At 67.4% G+C, this 18,818-nt stretch carries 17 protein-coding genes and 1 riboswitch; of the genes, 5 read left to right on the forward strand and 12 right to left on the reverse strand.

Annotation, left to right across the window (positions count from 1 at the left end; all coding sequences use genetic code 11):
* Positions 1–2 precede the first annotated feature (2 nt).
* The 5 genes from ABD260_RS23180 to ABD260_RS23200 all read right to left on the reverse strand — a co-directional run bounded on the left by ABD260_RS23180 (position 3) and on the right by ABD260_RS23200 (position 5,008).
* Complete coding sequence (locus ABD260_RS23180; protein WP_344236239.1) at positions 3–359, reverse strand: hypothetical protein; 357 nt, start codon at positions 357–359, stop codon at positions 3–5.
* 26 nt (positions 360–385) lie between these two features.
* Positions 386–706 (reverse strand): DMT family transporter, encoded by a 321-nt coding sequence (locus ABD260_RS23185; protein ID WP_344236241.1) that lies wholly within the window; start codon positions 704–706, stop codon positions 386–388.
* A gap of 1 nt (position 707) precedes the next feature.
* Complete coding sequence (locus ABD260_RS23190; protein WP_344236243.1) at positions 708–1,022, reverse strand: DMT family transporter; 315 nt, start codon at positions 1,020–1,022, stop codon at positions 708–710.
* 12 nt (positions 1,023–1,034) lie between these two features.
* Positions 1,035–1,100: riboswitch (guanidine-III (ykkC-III) riboswitch) on the reverse strand.
* A gap of 97 nt (positions 1,101–1,197) precedes the next feature.
* Positions 1,198–3,954: a sugar-binding protein gene (locus ABD260_RS23195; protein WP_344236245.1), complete on the reverse strand. Its 2,757-nt coding sequence runs from the start codon at positions 3,952–3,954 to the stop codon at positions 1,198–1,200.
* A 58-nt stretch (positions 3,955–4,012) separates the two neighbouring features.
* Positions 4,013–5,008, reverse strand: coding sequence for a twin-arginine translocation signal domain-containing protein (locus ABD260_RS23200; RefSeq protein WP_344236247.1), 996 nt, complete (start codon positions 5,006–5,008; stop codon positions 4,013–4,015).
* Positions 5,009–5,155: 147 nt separating this feature from the next.
* Here ABD260_RS23200 and ABD260_RS23205 point away from each other — a divergent pair, with 147 nt between their 5' ends.
* Entirely contained in the window at positions 5,156–6,166 is a 1,011-nt protein-coding gene (locus ABD260_RS23205; protein ID WP_344236249.1) for a LacI family DNA-binding transcriptional regulator, read from the forward strand.
* Positions 6,167–6,251: 85 nt separating this feature from the next.
* On the opposite strand, the gene ABD260_RS23210 is transcribed toward ABD260_RS23205, so the two are convergent.
* Positions 6,252–6,728 carry a ribonuclease H family protein gene (locus ABD260_RS23210; RefSeq protein WP_344236251.1) on the reverse strand — a complete coding sequence of 159 codons (477 nt, stop codon included), beginning with the start codon at positions 6,726–6,728 and terminating at the stop codon, positions 6,252–6,254.
* A gap of 219 nt (positions 6,729–6,947) precedes the next feature.
* On the opposite strand from ABD260_RS23210, the gene ABD260_RS23215 reads away from it, so the two are divergent.
* Entirely contained in the window at positions 6,948–7,748 is an 801-nt protein-coding gene (locus tag ABD260_RS23215) for a hypothetical protein (RefSeq protein WP_344236253.1), read from the forward strand.
* 102 nt (positions 7,749–7,850) lie between these two features.
* Here ABD260_RS23215 and ABD260_RS23220 read toward each other — a convergent pair whose 3' ends face one another.
* Genes ABD260_RS23220 through ABD260_RS23230 form a run of 3 tightly spaced genes read right to left on the reverse strand, consistent with a single transcriptional unit; the run spans position 7,851 to position 9,483 of the window.
* Positions 7,851–8,888 carry a zinc-binding dehydrogenase gene (locus ABD260_RS23220; RefSeq protein WP_344236255.1) on the reverse strand — a complete coding sequence of 346 codons (1,038 nt, stop codon included), beginning with the start codon at positions 8,886–8,888 and terminating at the stop codon, positions 7,851–7,853.
* Between the two features lie 9 nt (positions 8,889–8,897).
* Positions 8,898–9,077 (reverse strand): aldo/keto reductase, encoded by a 180-nt coding sequence (locus ABD260_RS23225; RefSeq protein ID WP_344236257.1) that lies wholly within the window; start codon positions 9,075–9,077, stop codon positions 8,898–8,900.
* Positions 9,070–9,483 carry a (R)-mandelonitrile lyase gene (locus ABD260_RS23230; RefSeq protein WP_344236259.1) on the reverse strand — a complete coding sequence of 138 codons (414 nt, stop codon included), beginning with the start codon at positions 9,481–9,483 and terminating at the stop codon, positions 9,070–9,072. Before ABD260_RS23230 ends, ABD260_RS23225 begins: the two co-directional genes overlap by 8 nt.
* A gap of 261 nt (positions 9,484–9,744) precedes the next feature.
* On the opposite strand from ABD260_RS23230, the gene ABD260_RS23235 reads away from it, so the two are divergent.
* Entirely contained in the window at positions 9,745–10,698 is a 954-nt protein-coding gene (locus ABD260_RS23235; RefSeq protein ID WP_344236261.1) for a VWA domain-containing protein, read from the forward strand.
* A gap of 2 nt (positions 10,699–10,700) precedes the next feature.
* On the opposite strand, the gene ABD260_RS23240 is transcribed toward ABD260_RS23235, so the two are convergent.
* Positions 10,701–13,601 (reverse strand): AfsR/SARP family transcriptional regulator, encoded by a 2,901-nt coding sequence (locus ABD260_RS23240; RefSeq protein WP_344236263.1) that lies wholly within the window; start codon positions 13,599–13,601, stop codon positions 10,701–10,703.
* A 22-nt stretch (positions 13,602–13,623) separates the two neighbouring features.
* Positions 13,624–14,631: a saccharopine dehydrogenase gene (locus ABD260_RS23245; protein WP_344236265.1), complete on the reverse strand. Its 1,008-nt coding sequence runs from the start codon at positions 14,629–14,631 to the stop codon at positions 13,624–13,626.
* 58 nt (positions 14,632–14,689) lie between these two features.
* On the opposite strand from ABD260_RS23245, the gene ABD260_RS23250 reads away from it, so the two are divergent.
* Positions 14,690–15,244 carry a TetR/AcrR family transcriptional regulator gene (locus ABD260_RS23250; RefSeq protein ID WP_344236267.1) on the forward strand — a complete coding sequence of 185 codons (555 nt, stop codon included), beginning with the start codon at positions 14,690–14,692 and terminating at the stop codon, positions 15,242–15,244.
* On the opposite strand, the gene ABD260_RS23255 is transcribed toward ABD260_RS23250, so the two are convergent.
* Positions 15,231–16,916, reverse strand: coding sequence for a DUF4091 domain-containing protein (locus ABD260_RS23255; RefSeq protein ID WP_344236269.1), 1,686 nt, complete (start codon positions 16,914–16,916; stop codon positions 15,231–15,233). The two genes, ABD260_RS23250 and ABD260_RS23255, sit on opposite strands and share 14 nt — an antisense overlap.
* Positions 16,917–17,148: 232 nt before the next feature.
* Between ABD260_RS23255 and ABD260_RS23260 the strand changes: the two genes are divergently transcribed.
* The gene (locus ABD260_RS23260) at positions 17,149–18,747 is read left to right on the forward strand and encodes an ABC transporter substrate-binding protein (RefSeq protein ID WP_344236271.1); all 1,599 of its coding nucleotides are present in this window, start codon (positions 17,149–17,151) and stop codon (positions 18,745–18,747) included.
* Positions 18,748–18,818: the final 71 nt, after the last annotated feature.

Here is an 18,818-nt window from a genome sequence, read left to right on the forward strand (position 1 = left end):
ATTCAGACCCCCCGCAGATCACGTGGGTCGTACCGCGGTGGCGGACGGCGCCGGAACGCCGCCACGCTCAGCACCACTGCACCGATCGCTCCGACCACCACGATCGGTATCCGCCCCGCGGCCAGGAGGTCGACGAGCCAACCCGACTTCACGTACTGCCCTGCTCCGACGCCCGCGGCAGCAACCAGCGCGGCAAGGCTGACCGACTGGTTGTCCCCGGACCCGAACGCGGCCTCGGCCAGCAGCAACAGACCGCCGACCAGGAACACCACTGCCGTCAGCAGAAACTCCCTTGGCGCGATCACCGTCGTCACCATCCCGATCGCGCTCACCCCAACCCCACTGAGCTTCTTCAGCACCCACAGTAGTCTGCCGGACACCCGGGTCACTCAGTGCGGACCAGTTTCAGGCCGATGACTGCTGCGATGATGCCGGTGAGGAAGAGGATCTTGAGGGCGGAGATCGGTTCTCCGTTGGCGAGGGTTGCGTAGAGGACAGTCAGGGCGGCGCCCAGGCCGACCCAGGTGGCGTACGCGGTGCCGATGGGGATGTGCTTGGCGGACCAGCCCAGGCCGGCCATGCTGATCGTCAGAGCGATGAAGAAGATGACGGTCGGGGTCAGGCGGGTCAGGCCGGCTGACTCGCCCAGGGCGGTGGCCCAGACGGATTCGAAGACCGCGCTGATGACGAGGACGAGCCACGGCATGTCAGCTCACCACCTTGAGGCCGATGATCGAGCCGACCAACAGGACCAGCAGCAGGGACTTTGTCCAGGTCGCTCGGTCCTTGCCGGTTTTGAAGCCCCAGAGCAGGGTCAGGGTGGCGCCGATGCCTACCCAGACCGCGTACGACGTGCCGGTGGGCAGCGTCTTCATCGCCCACGCCAAGCCGGCCATCGACAACGTCAGCGACACCACGAAGAGCAGTGCGGGGCGTACGCGGGTGAGGCCCTTTGATTCCGATAATGCCGTTGCCCAGACGGATTCCAGGATTCCGGCCAGGACAAGGATCAGCCATGCCATTGCGACCACCTCTTCGTGGCCGTCTTGTCGTGGGCGGGTACGGCTCCCTCGTCCGCGGACCCGGTAACCAGGTCCCACGACCAATTATAGGAGACCGGCGACCCGTCAGCCGGTGACAATCCTCACCAGCCCGCGCGGGGCGAGTGGCAACTGTCCACTCGCCCGCGGCTCGATGTCAGGCGTCGAGCGTGAAGGCCTTGAAGAGCGCCGAGTCCTTTCCGTTGCCGATCCCGGAACCCCATTCGATGTAACCCTTGCGGCCCTGGCCGTCGTTGTCGTTGACGAGCATCGAGACGCTGATCAGATTCCCGGTCGGATCAATCCCGAGATCAGCCCAGCTGACACCAGTTGTGTACGTAGTGGTGGTACCGCTCCGCACAATCGCAGCGTCCCCGGCCGGCAATGCACCGGTTGCCGGACCCGACCAGCGCCAAGTGTCGACGTCCGTGCCGACAAGCGACGCACCGATCTCGTTCCAGCTCTGCGCCTCGCCCGGCGTACCCGAGCTGACCGAGAACTGCAGCGAATCGTTCTGCCAGATCTGATCCCCGCCGGCCGTCGCGTGCAACACGTCATCGGTCACGGCGACCGTCAAGTACAGCTTGTCCGCGTCATGCGTGACCCACAGATCAAAGGACAGGTCCTGCGGCCCGTTGTAGCCGGTGACGACGACAGTGCCCTGACTCGACGTACCCGTCGGCGTCGTGCCGGCCAACTGGTTGACCCCGTTGATCGCGATTGTCTTGTTCGCCGCGTGATACAGCTCGGAGGCCGCGACAATCACCACCTTCCCGGCGGCGTTCAACGGCGTACCGTCGCTCAACGTCGCAGTCACGTCGTACGAAGTCCCGCTGGCCACCTCAGCCAGGCTGATGAACCGTTCATCGACCGCACCGGCTGCGATCGAAACCGCGGACGCGGAGCCCTGAGCCGAGCCCACCGTCCAAGCGATCGATGCCGTCTGTGCCGCGCTGCTGTCGTTCGAGACCCGGATGCGCAGTTGATCCGACCCGTCCTTCAGCACATGCTGCACCGCGAGCGAGAGCGGCTCGGCAACCTGGTAGTCGGCGACCAGCTTGCCGACCACCGCGTCCCCTTCGGTGACGGAAGCATGCACCGTACGCCAACCCACCGCGGCCGCCGCTCCGAACGAGACGTCCACGCTCTTCTTCGCCCCGGCCGGAACGTTGACCGAGGCAACCACCTTCCGCGAGCTCACCAGCTGAGCCGACGCCCGGCGTGTCCCCGTAGTATTGTCAACAATCCACACCGCCGTGAGATCCTCACCGCGCTTGGCTTCCTTCGCCGTCAACTGATGCCGCACCGCCGGCGCTACCGCAATCGCACCCGCCGTCGAGAGGTAGACGGGCTCCTTGCCAACCGTCACGGAGAAGACGTTCGTGCCATCCACTCGCGTAGCTTCGCCGTAGGTGTCGGTGAAGGTCGCCGACCGACCCGTAGTTACCGCGAACGGCGTCGGAGTCGAGGCCCAAAGCATCCAAGTCCTCGCCGCACCGTCCGGGATGATCACCCGCGACACCCCAGCGGCCGGCGAGTCCTGGGCCAGCCCGGTCGGCTTGTGCCCGCGCGCCGCCCCGGAAAGCTGCCGAGCAAGGTTGGCGTACGAGACGTAAGCGGGCTTCGGCCGGCTCGCACCACCCGAAACCATCGTCACCAGGCCGAAGTTCTGCTCGGTCTCGCCCGGGTTCGTGCCATCGTTCATGAAGTCGTACCAATAGAAGTCCGTCACCCCAGCGGCGTACGCGGCCGCGGCACCCTGCACCGCGTAAGCGGCCTGCGACCGGGTATCAACAGCAAGATGCGCCGTACCAGCCGGCCACCCGAGCTCGGAAATCCAGATGTCGCGCCGGACACCGTACGACTGGATCAGCGCGGCCACGCTCCGGACCTGCTGCGCCAGCGAATCAGGCGACGCCGGGTAGTTGTACGGGTGGATCGAAACGCCGTCGATGTAGTCCAGGCCACCGCTGTCGAAGACCACCTTCATCCAGTCGAGCGGTACGCCGGCCGTCGCGGGCGCCACGTACTTGAGCCCCGGATAGTGCTTCCGCAGCTCAGTGACAGTTGCCTGCAGCAACTTGAAGTAGTAGTCCGGCTGGCAGTTCGCCGGACTGTTGCCACGAGCACCAAAAGTCGGGATGTTGAACTCGTTGAACACCTCGACCGCGGCAACGTTCGGGTTCTGCTTCACCAGCTCGACCGCGTACTGCGCGAAACCGGCGCGACCCGCATCCGTGTACGGCGTCGCGCCGCCGTCGTAGAGCGCATTGTTGAAACTCAGCACCGGCAGATCGGTGAGGCCGTTCTTGACCAGTACGTCGTGGTACGTGTTGTACAGAGTGAAGTCGTACGTGCCCTTGGCAGTCTCAGCGCCCCACCATTCCTGGGTGTCGCGGACGGTCGCGATGCCGGCCGCCGCGACCATCGGCGCGAGCACGTTCGGCTCCCAGGGATCGGGACCGAAGCCGAAGTGGGTGTTCACTCCGAGCCCGGGGACGACGCCCGCGATCTTGCTGAGAACGCAGAACGAATCAGTCACCGTACGCCCGGGGAGCTCGAAGGCGACGTCGTAGTACCCGGGACCGACCGGTACGACGACGGTGGTCACGCCGGACGATGCCCGCGCGGACCCCGTCCAGGCCCGGTCACCACCCGGCGCTGTCACGGTGATGGCGATCCGCTCCCCCGGCTTCGCCTGCGGGACCACGAGGCGCGGTACTGCAGGCGTGACGAAGACATTGGAGGCGGCCAAGGCCTGCTGCGGCGTCGCAGCGGCGAGTGAGGCCCCGGACGCGAGTGAGGCCCCGGACGCGAGCGCGGCACCGGCCGGCCCGGCACCGGTCGTCGCCGCTCCGACGGTTGCTGCGCCCACGGTCGCGGCGCCGACGCTGAGGAACGTTCTCCGTTTCATTGCGTTTCTCCGACTCGGTTGGATCTACGGTTCGATCGACGGTTCATCCGGGACACGATCAGCCCGCGATGAGCTGGCGGAAGGTGCCGAAGGCCTGCTTCTGATCGCCCCAACTCCCGTCGGGGTTCACGTTCACCAGGCCGTAGTGCGCCTGGGAGTCGTCCCAAGCGGGTTGATCGAGCAGCTCGTACACGTACACGCCATGCACCTTGTCCGGCGCGGACGCCCGCAGCGTCTGCACCGCGTTCGCGATGTAGTCGGCCTGCTCCGCCTCGGACGCCGACTGGGTCCCGTCGGCGAGGTTCAGCTCGGTGAGCAGGATTTCGCGCTGCTGGAACCGGTTGATCACCTCGAGGACGGCGATCAGGTCGTCCATCCCCCAGTACCAGTCCAGTCCGTTGATCTCGTACGCGAGGCCGTCATTGTTGAGCAACTGGAGGAAGCCGGTGTGCTTCCAGGTGATGTTGACGACGCGCCCGGCCTGCGAGTCGGACGCCCGTACCCCAGCGCCGATCGCCCGCATCCGGTCGCGCACCGGTCCGTACACGGCGGGGTTGTAGTCGTTGATCGAGGAGCCGTCGACACCCGGTCCGTTGATGCAGACGCCGTCCATTTCGTTCTGGAGCTGGTACAGCGGGATCTGGCCCGCGTACCGGGTGACCAGCATCGACACCTGGCTCTGGATCCAGCCGTTGTCGGCGTCGGCGATCGCGTCCGGAACGGTGAGGATCGCCATCAGCGCGATGCCGTTGGCGCGTGCGGCGGAGACCACCGCGTCGTACCAGCTCCAGTCCGTCGACGCCTCGTCCTGGGTCGGGATCATGAAGTCCACGCGGTAGTACCCGACGCCGAGGGAGGCGGCGAGCGCGAGCTGATCCCAGACGCCGGCGGCCGGGTACGAGGTGTCGTCGATCGACGGTGGATGGCCGCAGACGCCCCACGCGGTCAGCGTGGTGGCGGCGGAGGCGGGCAGCGCGGTGAGTGCGGAGATGGGTACGGCGGAGGCGGCGGCCGCTCCCGCGGTGAGCTTGAGGAATGTTCGGCGCTGGATCATGACGTGCTTCCTCTCTCGGGCTCAGGTGCTTTCGGCGAGCTGGAGCAAAGTCGAGGCAGTGGTAAAGCGGTTTCACACCTGCGCCGGAAGCATGTGTTCTGTTCGGGTGTCGCGTCAAGACCTCGGCAGCGGAGATATGCTTTTCCGGTGCCGAGAGAGAAAGCCGCCCGCCTGAGCGACGTCGCCGCCGTCGCGGGCGTTTCGCTGGCCACCGCGTCCAAGGCGCTGAACGGCAACACCCGGATCTCGGCGGCCACCCGGGAGCGGGTCCGGGCCGCCGCCGAGCGGCTCGACTTCCGGCCGGACGCGCTCGCCCGGTCGTTCGCGTCCGGCCGCAGCGGCACCATCGGCGTCCTCACCCATCGCGCGAAGAACACGTTCGCCCGCCCGGTCGCGATGGGGGCGATTGTGCAGCTCGGCGCGCAGAATCAGGCCGCGCTCGTCTACGACGGCGACGTGCAGGAGAGCAAGGCGATGTCCGCCAGCATCCGCGAGCTGCGGGCGCGGCGGATCGACGGCCTGCTCGTCATCGGCGACGGCCACGAACACACGTCGCCGTCACTCACGCATTACTTCGACGTACCCGTCACGTACATCTTCACCGCGTCCCGCGACCCGGGCGACGTGATGTACCTGCCCGACAATCGCGGCGCCGGCCGGATGGCGACGCAGCACCTGATCGACACGGGAAACACCCGGATCGCGCACCTCGGCGGACCCGAGCGCAGCATCGCGGCCGAGCGCCGGCAAGCAGGCATGCTGGACGCCCTCACCGCCGCCGGCCTGGAGCCCGTCGGACCGGTGATCCACAGCGACTGGACCAGGGTGCGCGGCGCGGCGGCGATGGCGGAGCTGTTGCAATCAGGCGCGGAGTTCGACGCCGTGTTCTGCGCGAACGATCACCTCGCCCTCGGCGCAATGGAGACCTGCGCGGCGGCCGGCCTCCGCATCCCCGACGACCTCGCGCTGATCGGCGTCGACAACTGGGAAGGCACGGTCGTCGACCAGGCCGGCTCCCGCCAACTGACCTCGGTCGACCTCGAACTGATGGAACTGGGCCGCCTCGGCGCCACCAGCCTGACCACCACCGACCACACCTCCGGCGAACACCTCACCACCCCAACCCTCGCCCTCGGGCCCTCCACCCACCCAGCCTGACCGGCCGCAATTCAAAAGCCGCGCATTCACAGCATCTTGACCGCTTGAAAGCTGGCCAATAGCCTGTGAAAGCAGTTTCCCAATCTCAGTCCTGGCCGAGGCAGGCGGCGACGGCCAGTTTGTCGACGAAATCGTTCATTTCGTGGCCGGAGTGGCCTTTTACCCATTGGAAGGCGACGTCTCCGCGAATGGTTACCAGGTCGACGAGGGGTTCCCAGAGGTCGCGGTTGGCGACTGGTTTTTTGGCCGAGGTGAGCCAGCCGCGTTCGAGCCAGCCCGCGTGCCAGCGGTCGCGGAAGCAGTTGACGACGTAGGTGGAGTCCGAGACGACCAGGAGCGGGCCGTCGTTCGCGCGGACGGCCTCGAGCGCGGCGCGGATCTCCATGCGCTGGTTCGTCGAGACGGCCTCGTGACCGGAGGCGTACTCGGTCTTCGACAGCGCCCACGCCCAGCCACCGGGGCCCGGGTTGCCGGAGCAGGCGCCGTCGGTGAACACCGAGCGCGCTCCCTCCGGGATGATCATGTCGGGCGGGCGCGGACGACGCGTACGAGGAGCAGGCATAAGACCGAAACCTTACTCCGCGTCGCCGCAAACACCTGGCAGCACCCACGGCGTACGCGGCCGCGGGCGGAGATCACGATCTGGTGACTGCTGTAACGCGGGCACGCGGCACCGCGATTTACCGGACAAGTACCCGCACGGGGCGGTGCTTTCAGGTGTGCCGGGAAGTCTGGTCGGCGATGTGCTGTCACCTGCCCGAGAAGACCTGAGGAGCCGAAGATGTCGAACTTCCGTCGTTCTGTTGCCGTTGCCGGTGCGGCCGTGGTGCTGGTCGTCAGTGGTTGCTCAGGTGGTTCCGGCAAGGAGTCGACCGATGCGGCCGGCGGCGGGGCGGCTCCGAGCAGCTCCTCCCCCACGCCCAGCACGCCTTCCACCTCGTCAACTCCTAGCGTCGTGACGCCGCCGCCCAGCCCTTCGGCCACGGCGCCGAAACTGCCGACGCGTACCGCGGCCGAGTTGACCAAGGCTCTGCTCGCGCTGACCGATCTGCCGGCCGGGTTCGCGATCGACACCGATACCGGTGGCGACGGTTCCGATGTGAAGGTCTCGTCGAAGGACCCGCGGTGCGCGCGGCTGGTGATGCTGACCAACGCCGACACCCTGCCCGGCTCCAAGGCGTCCGCCGGGCGGTCGTACTCCGGGGGTGAGCAGGGGCCGTTCATCGACGAGAGCCTTGATGCGCTCGGTTCGAAGGCCGCGGTTGGTGCCTTCCAGCAGTCGTTCAAGAAGGCGATCACCGGGTGCCGGACGATGTCGCTGGCGATTGCCGGTCAAGGACGGTCGACCATCACCGTACGCGAGGTGTCGGCGCCGAAGGCCGGGACTGATCCGGTCGCGGTGCGGTTCAGCGCCAGCGGCGGGTCGCTCGACGGGCTGGAGATCACCATGTCCACGACCGGCGTCGACGACGTCCTGCTGGCCGTGACCGTCGTCGCCGGTGTCCCGGACGACCTCGAGGGCGCCATGGGGGCCGCCGCCGACAAGGCCAAAGCCACCCTCGGCGCCCGCGCAGGCGCCTGACCGCACTTGGCCGGGAGGGTGAGGATCGGCGCCCGCGCAGGCGCCTGACCGCACTTGGCTGGGAGGGTGAGGATCGGCGCCCGCGCCTGAGCCGCGGCGCGGTCAGGGGCGGATGAGTACCTTCAGGGACTCGCGGTTGTCCATTGCGCGGTAGGCGTCGGCGATGTCGGCCAGCGGAAGTTCCAGGTCGAAGACCCGCCCCGGGTTCACGCTGCCGTCGAGTACGCCCGGTAGCAGCGTCTCGATGTACGCCCGCGCCGGCGCCGGCCCGCCCGTGAGCGTGATGTTCGGCCCGAACAGACTCGGAAACCCGACCGGCGCGTCGTCGTACTGCGGTACGCCGACCCGGCTGATCACACCGCCCGCACGCACCACGCCGACCGCCTGCTCGTACGCCGGCATGTGCCCAACGGCTTCCAGCACCACATGCGTACCGTCACCACCGGTCAGCTCACGGACGCGAGTAATGCCCTCCTCGCCCCGCTCGGCCACAACGTCCGACGCACCGAACTCACGGCCAAGGTCAGTACGGGCAGCGTGCCGCCCCATCAAGACGATCTGCTCCGCACCAAGCTGCCGCGCCGCCAGCACAGCAAGCAGCCCGACCGCCCCGTCCCCGACCACAGTTACCGACGTACGCGGGTTGACGTGCGCCTTGATCGCGGCGTGGTACCCCGTCCCGTACACGTCCGACAGCGTCAGCAGCGACGGGACCAGCGGGCTGTCCTCCGCAACCGGAACCGCGACCAGCGTCCCGTCGGCGAGCGGCACGCGCACCGCCTCGGCCTGCCCACCCCCAACCTCGCCGGAGTTCCAGAACCCGCCGTGGCGGCACGAGGTCTGCAGACCTTCACGGCAGAAGTCGCAGGTACCGTCGGACCATGCGAACGGCGCGATCACGAAGTCGCCCGCCTTCACCGAGCTGACCTCGGCGCCGGTGTCTTCCACGACGCCGACGAACTCATGCCCGATCGAGCTCCCACCGGGCGTCACGGGCATCGAGTGGTACGGGTGCAGATCCGACCCGCAGACACAGGCCCGGACGACCCGGACAATCGCGTCGGTCGGCTCTTTGATGATCGGGTCCGGCACGTCGATCACACGAACGTCACCGGCACCGTACATGTAAGTGGCACGCATCAGAATTCCTCAATATCCGGTCGGGAGGCGCGGTTCGTACACGCCTTCGAGAATGTTGCTTTCAGCATCGGTCAGGGTGACATCCAGCGCGGCAGCGGCATCGGCCAGCTGATGTTCCTTGGTGGCACCAACGATAGGCACAACCACAGTCGGGTTCTTCAGTACCCACGCAAGCGCGACCTCATCCATTCCCGTTCGCCGCGTCGTACTCGGCGTCCGTCACGTGCTCGCCCCAGGTGGTTTCGGGTACGTCCGGGTCGCCGGTGCCGTCCCAGATCGCCAGGTGGGTCATGAAGTCCGTACGCGTCGCGCCGTGCCAGTGCCACTCACCGGGCGGGGTGTGCACGGTGTCACCGGGGCGCATGACGATCACCTCGCCGCCACGCGCCTGCACCAGGCCGACACCTTCGGTGACGTGCAGCGTCTGCCCGTTGGTGTGCATGTGCCAGGCCGTGTGGCCGCCCGGTGTGAAATGCACCGAGTTCACCCGCGCTCGAGACGGCTCGTCACCGCGGTAGATCTCGTCGAACCACACCTCACCGGTGAACCAATCCGCCGGCCCCTTACCCGTCGCCTGCTTCGAAAGCTTCTTCATGAGTTTCAGTCAACGCCTGCATCCGGTCCGGCGGGAGTCCCTGCTGGTCCAGGTAACGCCAGTACCCCCTTCGGCGTACCGGCCCAGTTGCGGTGGCGACAGAGCCTGCGTCGATCAGCCGGCCTGATGGGAGCTTAGAGGAGGCTGAAAACCGGCAGTCTCGCCTGCGTGCGTGGCGGGGTTACAGTGGCAAGACCATGAGTCGCGGTCGCGGAATGCCGACATGATCGTGGCGGGCACCAGCAGCGGTGGCCGCGTGCGATGAGCTTCCTGGACCCTGGGCGTCTGTGGCTGCTGGTGCTTGTCCCGGCGGCCGTCGCCGCGTACCTGGTGATGCGCCGGCGCCGCGCGACGTACGCCGCGCGGTTCACCAACATCGCGCTGATCGACCGGGTCGTACCGCGCCGGCCGCAGTGGCGGCGGCATCTCACGGTCGGGCTCGTACTGCTCGCGGCCGCGTCGTCGGTGGTCGCGTTCGCGCGGCCGAGCAGCGTGGTGAAGGTACCGCGGGAACGCGCCACGATCGTGATGACCATCGACGTGTCGCTGTCGATGATGGCGAACGACATCGAACCGAGCCGGCTCGAGGCCGCGAAGAAGTCGGCGAAGAGCTTCATCAGCCGGCTGCCGAAGAAGTTCAACGTCGCCCTGGTCGCATTCGCCGGTACGGCCACCATCGTCGTACCGCCGACCACCGACCGGGCCGTCGTGATGCGCTCGATCGACGGTCTTCAACTGGCCGAGTCGACCGGTACCGGCGAAGGCATCTTCGCGGCGCTGCAGGCGATCACGCAGGTAGCGCCGGATCCCGACCATCCGACCGAGCCCGCGCCGGCCCGGATCGTACTCGAATCGGACGGCAAACGGACGGTCGGCCGCACGATCCAGGAGGCGGCGGCCGCCGCGAAGGCGAAGAACGTTCCCGTGTACACGATCACCTTCGGCACCGACTCCGGGTACATCGAGATGGACGGGATCCGCCAGCGCGTACCACCGGATCGCGGTGAAATGGAAGAGATCGCCGGCATCACCGGCGGCCACGCTTACACCGCGCAGTCGGCCGGTCAGCTCGACGACGTGTACAAGGACATCGGCTCGTCGGTGGGCTACGACAAGCAGGACAAGGAGATCACGTCCCGCTTCGCCGGCATCGCGATGCTCCTCACCTTCCTGGCCGGCGCCGCGTCGATCGCCACCGCGACCCGTTTCCCCTGAACTCAGTCGGCTTGGTCGTGGGCATCCAGGATCTGCTGGTACGCCGTCGCAAACTGTGAGTCGCCGCGATCCTCCGCCTTCTTGATGGTCGCGAGCAGGATCTCCCGCCCAGCCTCGTGGTTTCCGGTAGCGATCGCCAGATCGGCCTCGGCCGCCCGAAGGTGGATCTCCACGCTCCACGGCAGCGTCTCGAACCAGCTGTGCACTTCGGCAACGAGCTCGGCGGCCTCGTCGGTGCGCTGCCGGCGGACAGCGAGTCGGGCCAGCAGCGCCATGGGCCAGGCCAGGTGGTAGTAGCTCGACACCGAGCGGAAGTTGGCCGCTGCTCGACGGAGCAGTTGTTCGCTGTCGTCGAGTTCGTCGAGCTCCATTTTGATCTCGCCGAGGATGGCCAGGTCGAGACCTTCCATCATGCTGCCGGGCACGCTCAGCTGCAGGATTTGCTCGAACCATTCCTGCGCGGCGGCGTAGTCGTGCAAGTCGGTCGTTGCCGAGGCGATGGTTCGGAGAACGACGGAGCGCATCGACTCCGGACCGTCAGGTTGGTCGATCAGCCGGAGGGCTTCGGTGCTGTGTTCGAGGGCAAGCTCCGGTTCGCCGGCCCAGCGGGCGCCGTGGCTCATCTCCACCAGTGCGCGCACCTGGAGGTACGGCGACTTGGCCTGGATCGCCAGTTCGAGGAGTCGAGTGCCTTCGCTGAGGAGCTCGCGTGGGCTCCGGTGGTACGCGGGCAATAGGGCGATCTCGGTACGCACGTACAGCTCGAACGGTCCTTTGTCTTTCAAGGCGTCGCGGACTGCTTCGAGGAGTTCGATTCGTGGTTCGAGGAGTTCTTGGGTGACGTGGTAGCCGTTGAGGCGCAGGGCGAGTTGGCCGGCGAGCTCTGCTTTGCCGAGGTCGAGCGCGGTGAAAGCCGCTGCGCCGATCAGCTGCCAGGTGCGGCTGAACCAGAGCGTTGGATCGTCGGTGATCTCTTGCTCGGCCGCGGGCAGGATCGGTTGTGCCGGCACTTCGAGGTGAGTCGCGAGGGTCATGCCGTGGTTGAGTTGGGTGTCTGCGAGTGCTGTCAGTCGGTGCACCGCGGTGAGGTAGCGGTCGCGGGGTTTGCTGGGGTCACCAGTGGCGGCGAGGCGGGCGGCCGAGTAGGAGCGGACGAGGTCGTGCAGTTTGTAGTACCGCCCGCTGACGAGTTCGACCAGTCCGAGGTCGACCAGCCGCTCGAAGGCGGCGAGTCCGGTGGTTTCGTCGCAGTCGAGAAGCGGGGCCGCGACCCAGGACGGGAACTCGGTGACCCCCACCAGGGACAACCGCTCGAACAGCGCCTGCCCTTCACCGTCAAGCAACGCAACCGTCCGATCCAGACTGCTCCGGACCGCAAGATCCCCCGCCACCAGCGAATCCAGTTGCAAACCCTGACCGGTATCTGGCCGGCTGCTTACCGGCGGACTATCGCCGCTGCCTGGTTGGCTGGCGAGGAGTGCTGGGAGGGCATCTTCGCCAGACAGCGCGAGCCGGGCGCCGACGATCCGGAGCGCGAGCGGCAGGCCGGCGCAGCCGGTCACCAGCGTGTGCAGGGTCGCGTGGTCGTGCAGTGCGCGACCGACCAACCTGATCAACAGGCCCTGGCTTGTGTTGGCGTCGAGCGGTACGACTTGCCGGTGTATTGCCTGGGTCGCGTCCGGCAGCGCCGGCGTGGTCAAGTTTGGTAGGTGGCGGCGGGAGGTGATGATTGCGGCGGAGTGCGGGCCGGTTGGCAGGAGGTGCGCGACGTCGGGGGCGTGTAGTGCGTCGTCCAGTACGACGAGTACGCGCCGGCTGGCAGTTTGCTCACGGAAGAGCGCGGTGCGTTCTTCCAGTGATGCTGGGATTGCGCGAGGTGCCACGCCCAGCGATCGGAGCATGCGGCCGAGTAGTACTTCAGGTGGTACCGGAGCCCCGTGCACATCCTGCAGCCGTGCGAACAGCTGACCATCAGGGAAGTCCGCACTGACCAGATGACCGATTCTCGTCGCAAGCGCCGACTTACCAACGCCGGCCGCACCCCACAGGCAGTAGACGCGAGCAGTTCCCGTGAGTACGCCCCGAGCCTCTTCCAGCAGATCATCGCGGCCGACGAGCACGGAGATGTCAGCGGGGAGTTCTCTGGGTACGGCATCGCCGCCGCGTGCCGTACCGGGCAATCTCAACGCCGGATCATCGCGCCGGATCGCGAGCTGCAGACGTCGTACCGCAGGCGCCGGATCGAGCCCGAACTCCCCCGCCAACCGATCCGCGAGACCGGAGTACGCCGCGAGCGCATCTCCTTTGCGGCCGGAACGATACAGGGCTGTCATCCACGCGATCACCAGCTGCTCGCGCAACGGCTCGGCCGCGACGCGTTCGGCCAGCTCCTCAGCCAGGGCCTCGTGCAGACCGGCGGCGAGATCCGCATCAACCCGATCCTGCTCGGCCGCGCGACGTTCTTCCTCCACGCCGGCAAGAACTTGCGTACGCACCGCATCCGCGAACAAGTCCGCGAGCGGCTTTCCTCGCCACAGTTCTAGTGCCGTACGCAACTTGGCCGACCGTGCGACCGGGTCGATCGTTCGCCGCGCCTCCGCAACCGAGCGCCGGAAACGGTACAAATCAACCGCTTCCGGCTCGACGACTACGCGATAGCCATCCCGCGTACCGTCGACCCGTACGCCGGTCTTGCGCAACCGCGAGACGTACACCTGCACAGCCCCGGCGGCGTCGGTCGGCGGATTGTCCGGCCAGATCAGGTCGATGAGCTCTGTCGGCGGGACTGTTTCGTTCGCCTTGAGCAGGAGCGCCGCGAGCACCAGCCGCTCCTGCCGCCGCCCGATCCGGACCTCAGCACCACCGGCCCGTACCTCCAGCTGCCCCAGCAGGCGAAACTCCATTCCCGCAGAGTACTGAGCACACCTACGCGAGTCGGGTGAAGGTGGCGCCGGTGGCGGTTAGGTGGGTGGCGGTGTGGGTTAGGTCGATGAGGGATTCGGGGGTGTGGAGGCCGGGGGCGACTGGTGGGCCTTGGAGGCCGATCAGGCGTTCGGTGGTGAGTGCGAGGCCGAGTGCGGTCAGCGGGCGTTGGCCGTGTGGGTGGGTCAGGATGTACGACTGGTGGGCGCGCGCGCCGGATGAGTCGGTGCCCTCCAGGTCGATGCGGACCTCCTGGGGCGGGGTGCTGTTCGGGACGACGGCGAACGCGAAGGTCACGTCCTTGGCACCGGTGGCGAGCGCGACGCTTGGTACGTCGGGAATCGCAATCGCCTGCCCGGTGACGGTGCTCCCGTCGGCACGCTGAACAGCGACGTCGGCTTCCGTGCCGTTGACCCAAGCGAACACGCCATCACGACGAACCAGCCCAGCCGTGGTCGCCGTCGCAAATCGCTCCAGGTCCACCGCCCCCGCGGGTCCGCCAAGGTCATTCGCATCCAGGATCGCCCCGACCCGAACCGCATCCACCCGCGCATCGCCGGTCTGGGTGAAGTCGCGGGCGGCCAGGAGCGTGGCGAGAGTTGCGGTGCCGGCGCACCAGTGGCTGGCGATGGTGATCGCGGAAGTGGTTGGGCGTTGGGCGGCGGCTATGACCTCAGGGCCGATGTCCACCAGGCCGCTGGAGATGCTCAGGTACGGCAGCCCGCGATCCTGCGCGATCCGCAACCCGTTCAGCTGGTTGTCCCAGAGCGTCGCGACGACCGCCGAGTACGCGCCGTGGTCCGGCAAACCGAGATCCGGCCGACTCAGATCGATCGTCGCCACCGTTGCCACGCCGAGTTCGTCAGCGACCTTTCGCAATCGCTCGGGGGTGCGGCCGGCGATCGTCAGCGGCAGGTCCGGATACCACCGGCGCAACAGCGCGGCCGTGTCCGAGCCGGCCTGTCCGGAACCGCCGAGAATCAGGACCGAGGATGTCTGTTCTATGCTCACACCCATCAAGCTACATGATGTAACCTACATTTTGTAACCACGAAGGACGGGACGGCAGATGGCACGACTGAGCAAGCAGGCGCGGCGGGAGCAGTTGCTCGACGTCGCCGCCGAGCTCGTCCGCGGCAAAGGCGCCGACGCGCTCACCCTGGTCACCCTGGCCGAGACAGCGGGCGTCAGCCGACCGATCGTGTACGACCACTTCGGCACCCGCGCCGGCTTGCTCCTCGCGCTCTACCGCGAACTCGACGAACGCCACCGCGCCGCGCTGACCGACGCCCTGCGTACGGCCGAACCCACCATTGACGCGCTCGCCGATGTCATGAGCACCGCGTACTTCGCCTGCGCGATCGACATGCCTGAGTTCACGTCCTTGTCGGCCGCGCTCAAAGGCGATCCGGAACTCGAAGCCATGCAGCACGAACTCCTGGCCGGCTACATCACCTTGATGGCCGACGCGCTCGCGCCGCACTCCTCGCTACCCAAGGACGTTCTACATCTCCGCTGCCGCGGCGTACTCGGAGCCGCCGAAGCTATCGCGACCGAGCTCATCCACGACCGCACGACGGCCGCCGAAGCGACCGCCGCACTGGCCGCGATCATCCGCGACTGAGCGCGTCGACCATCCGCCGGCGAGCCGCGTAGTAGTGATCCGGCTCAAGCACCGGCCGGTCGAAGCGCAGGTCGCGGTCCGGGTCCACGATGTCCAGCGCGGCCTGGGCACCACGCGCGGCGCGTACAGCCTGCAGCGCCCGGTAGTCCCACATCGCCTGCGCGAAGACGCGATGCCGGATCGACGGCCACGGCGTACCGTCCGGACCGGGGTAGACGGCGAACGGGTCGCCCGACGGAAACGCACCACCGGCGGCGGTGTCCCGGAACGGATCGATCCGCCGGGTCGCGTGCCAGGTGTACCAGAAGTTGAATCCCCAATGCAGGAAACCGTCCACCCCGGACGCGAACAGCTGGTGCCCGATCGCCCGGTTGCGTGCCGACGGCATACCGATGAAGCGGTTCGCGACATCGCGGTCCTGGGACACGCAGTAGTACACGAACAGACGCTCCGGCCGCTGTGCCAGGAACGGCTCGACGTGATCGGTCGCGACGATTGGCACCGGGACGGCACCCGACGTGTAGAACGAGTACTCGCTGAGCGCGTCGACGACCGTCCAGCCCTTCAGTAGATCGTCGACAACAGCCTTCGCCGCGAGGTAGGACGCGAGCCCCTTCTCCCCCGACGGCTCGTCCGACACATGGAAGACCACGTGCTCGCGGTCCCACTCCTCGTCGAGCACGGCCTGCAGTGCCGGAAGGAGCGCCTCCAGCAACGTCCGGTACCGGGCGTCGGTTGCGTCGACGTCCCACCCGAACACCCGCTGCGGCTCCGAACCGTCCCGGCTGACCACGATGCCCGGTGTCTTCTCGGCACCCCATTGGGTGAACAGATGCGCGACCTCGACCCCGACGATCCCGTTCCGCCGGCACAGTTCGAGCCAGCGCCGCAGCCGCTCGAAGCCGAACTCGTACCCGTCACTCGTCTCGGCGATGTCGATCAGCTGGACGACGGTGCGGTACGTATCGAGCGCGGTGTCGAGCGGCGGCGTCCACACCGGCGCGAGCAACGAGGTCGCACCCATCTCGGCCGCCGACGCCATGAACCGGTCGACGAGGCCCCAGTGCTCCTCGCTGAACACCTCGACGCCGTAGTGATCCGCAAGCGCGTCGAGGTGCATCCAGTGGCTGGACACGATGCCGAGCGGCGGCAGTTCGACGCCGGTGAGCTCGACCGTGACCGACTCTCGATGCAGCTCGGAGCCGTCCGGCCCGGTCACGACAACAGTGAGTTCGTGTACGCCGGCCCGCGCCGCGTCGGTCGTACGGACATCGAACCAAGCCGAGCCCCAGCTGCCGAAGAGCACCGGCAGTTCACCGTTCGGGACGGGCCGGAGCACGTCCGGGTACAAGCCGGGCTGGTCGAATTCGTAGCCGTCGTCGTGCCCTGGGCGGGCGAGGAAGGTACATGGCACCAGGTCGACACACGAGATCGTGACCAGGTCGGCCGCGGCGCCTTCGACCCGCACGTGCAGTGGACTCGGCTCACGGTATTCATGGTCCATCGGTGGCCGGTACGCGAGCTGGAAGGACGCGTTCTCGCCGAGGAACGCCTGGAATCGGGTCTCGGCCGACACTGCCCGTGGCTCCCGTGATGGGTGCACCTTGGCGAGCGCGTCGCAGCGGACAAACGTCCAGTTCGCGGTCATCGACTGACCACTCCTTCCGCTCACTTGCGTGATTGTGGAGTCAATCATGCCGATCCGCGCAGCACTGCGCAACGGCGATCTCAGCACCGGGTCCAGGTCAGTTGCGGAAACAGCGATCGGCTGGATAGGTTGCCGTTCGGTTGTTGCGATCGAGTCGCATCTGAGGCAGCACCGTGGTTCGGCGGTGCTGCACACCTATCGGTGGAGGAACGCAGTGGTGCGTGGGGCACGCAGGGTCGGTACGACGGTCCTGCCGGTGACATTCGCGGTGACGCTCGGCCTAGCGCTGGCGGCCTGTACCGCCGGGGTGGATGCCGGTTCGAACGGCGCGGGCGGCGCGGTGGGGTCGTCGTCCGCTCCGAAGGAGTTGCGGCTGGCGATCGGCGGCGAGTCCGAGGACGGGTACGACCCGACACTCGGCTGGGGCCGGTACGGCTCCCCGCTCTTCCAGTCGACGCTCCTGAAACGGGACGCCGACCTGAAGATTGTCAACGATCTTGCCACCAAGCACACCGTCAGTCCGGACGGCCTGGTCTGGACGGTCGACCTCCGCACCGACGCGAAGTTCTCCGACGGTACGCCGGTGACGGCGGCCGATGTCGCGTACACCTTCAGCACTGCGAGCAAGAGCGGCGGCCTGACCGATGTGACCGGGCTGTCACAGGCCGTTGCTGTTGACAACGACACCGTCGAGCTCCGGTTGAAGCGGCCGCAGAGTACGTTCGTGAACCGGCTGATCTCACTGGGAATCGTACCGAAACATGCCCATGGCAAGGAGTACGCGCGGAAGCCGATCGGGTCGGGCCCGTTCAAGCTGGTGCAGTGGGACGAAGGCCAGCAGTTGATTGTCCAGCGCAACGATTCCTACTACGGTACGAAGCCCAAGTTCGAGCGGATCGTGTTCACGTTCACCGGCGAGGACGCTTCGCTCGCCGCGGCGAAGGCCGGGCAGGTGTCGATGGCGGCCGTACCGTCGAGTCTGGCGAAGACCTCGGTGCCGTCGATGCGGCTGGTCCCGGTGAAATCGGTCGACAATCGCGGGCTGGTGTTCCCGTACCAGGCCGACACCGGCAAGAAGACTGCGACCGGGCTGCCGATCGGCAACAACGTCACCTCGGACAAGGCGATCCGGCAAGCGATCAACCAGGTGGTCGACCGGCAGGCGCTCGTCGACGGCGTGCTGGAGGGGTACGGGTCGCCGGCCACCGGTCCGGTCGACGGGATGCCGTGGTTCGAGCCGGCGTCGGCGATCCAGGGGAACGATCCGGGCAAAGCGAAGGAGCTCCTGGAGTCGGCGGGCTGGAAGGACACCAACGGTGTCCGTGAGCGCAATGGGGTCAAGGCGGCGTTCAACCTGCTGTACCCGGCCGGCGACACGACCCGGCAGGGCCTCGCGCTGGCCGTCGCCGACATGGTGAAACCGATCGGCATCCAGATCACCACCAAGGGCGTGAGCTGGGACGTGATCGACAAGCGCCTGCACGCCGACGCGGTCCTGTTCGGCTGGGGCAGCCCGGATCCGACCGAGCTGTACAACCTGTACTCGTCCGGATCGGCCGGGGTCGGGTACTGGAACCCCGGGTACTACGCCAACCCAGTTGTCCAGAAGAACCTCGACGCCGCGATGGGCGCGACCGATCAGGACGAGGCGACCAAGTACTGGAAGGCGGCGCAACGTGATGCCGACGGCAACGGTTTCGGGCCGTCCGGCGACGCGGCGTGGGCGTGGCTGGTCAACCTGCAGCACACCTACTACGTGAGCGACTGCCTCGACATCGGCAAACCGCAGATCGAGCCGCACGGCCACGGCTGGCCGATCACCGCCGGCATCACCGGTTGGCGCTGGACCTGTTGAGCACAACCGCGCCGCGCGCCGCCGGATCACCGCGACCAGAGCAGCCCGGAGGCCCTTCGTCATCTCCGCTC

It is taken from the genome of Kribbella hippodromi (assembly GCF_039531045.1).
GTDB lineage: Bacteria > Actinomycetota > Actinomycetes > Propionibacteriales > Kribbellaceae > Kribbella > Kribbella hippodromi.

Coding starts and splice junctions, on each gene's coding strand:
- ABD260_RS23200 (WP_344236247.1), bottom strand. CDS start 5,008: ATGATCCAGCGCCGAACATTCCTCAAGCTCACCGCGGGAGCGGCCGCC.
- ABD260_RS23225 (WP_344236257.1), bottom strand. CDS start 9,077: ATGGATGAGGTCGCGCTTGCGTGGGTACTGAAGAACCCGACTGTGGTT.
- ABD260_RS23235 (WP_344236261.1), top strand. CDS start 9,745: ATGAGCTTCCTGGACCCTGGGCGTCTGTGGCTGCTGGTGCTTGTCCCG.
- ABD260_RS23230 (WP_344236259.1), bottom strand. CDS start 9,483: ATGAAGAAGCTTTCGAAGCAGGCGACGGGTAAGGGGCCGGCGGATTGG.
- ABD260_RS23195 (WP_344236245.1), bottom strand. CDS start 3,954: ATGAAACGGAGAACGTTCCTCAGCGTCGGCGCCGCGACCGTGGGCGCA.
- ABD260_RS23240 (WP_344236263.1), bottom strand. CDS start 13,601: ATGGAGTTTCGCCTGCTGGGGCAGCTGGAGGTACGGGCCGGTGGTGCT.
- ABD260_RS23250 (WP_344236267.1), top strand. CDS start 14,690: ATGGCACGACTGAGCAAGCAGGCGCGGCGGGAGCAGTTGCTCGACGTC.
- ABD260_RS23220 (WP_344236255.1), bottom strand. CDS start 8,888: ATGCGTGCCACTTACATGTACGGTGCCGGTGACGTTCGTGTGATCGAC.
- ABD260_RS23215 (WP_344236253.1), top strand. CDS start 6,948: ATGTCGAACTTCCGTCGTTCTGTTGCCGTTGCCGGTGCGGCCGTGGTG.
- ABD260_RS23210 (WP_344236251.1), bottom strand. CDS start 6,728: ATGCCTGCTCCTCGTACGCGTCGTCCGCGCCCGCCCGACATGATCATC.
- ABD260_RS23185 (WP_344236241.1), bottom strand. CDS start 706: ATGCCGTGGCTCGTCCTCGTCATCAGCGCGGTCTTCGAATCCGTCTGG.
- ABD260_RS23190 (WP_344236243.1), bottom strand. CDS start 1,022: ATGGCATGGCTGATCCTTGTCCTGGCCGGAATCCTGGAATCCGTCTGG.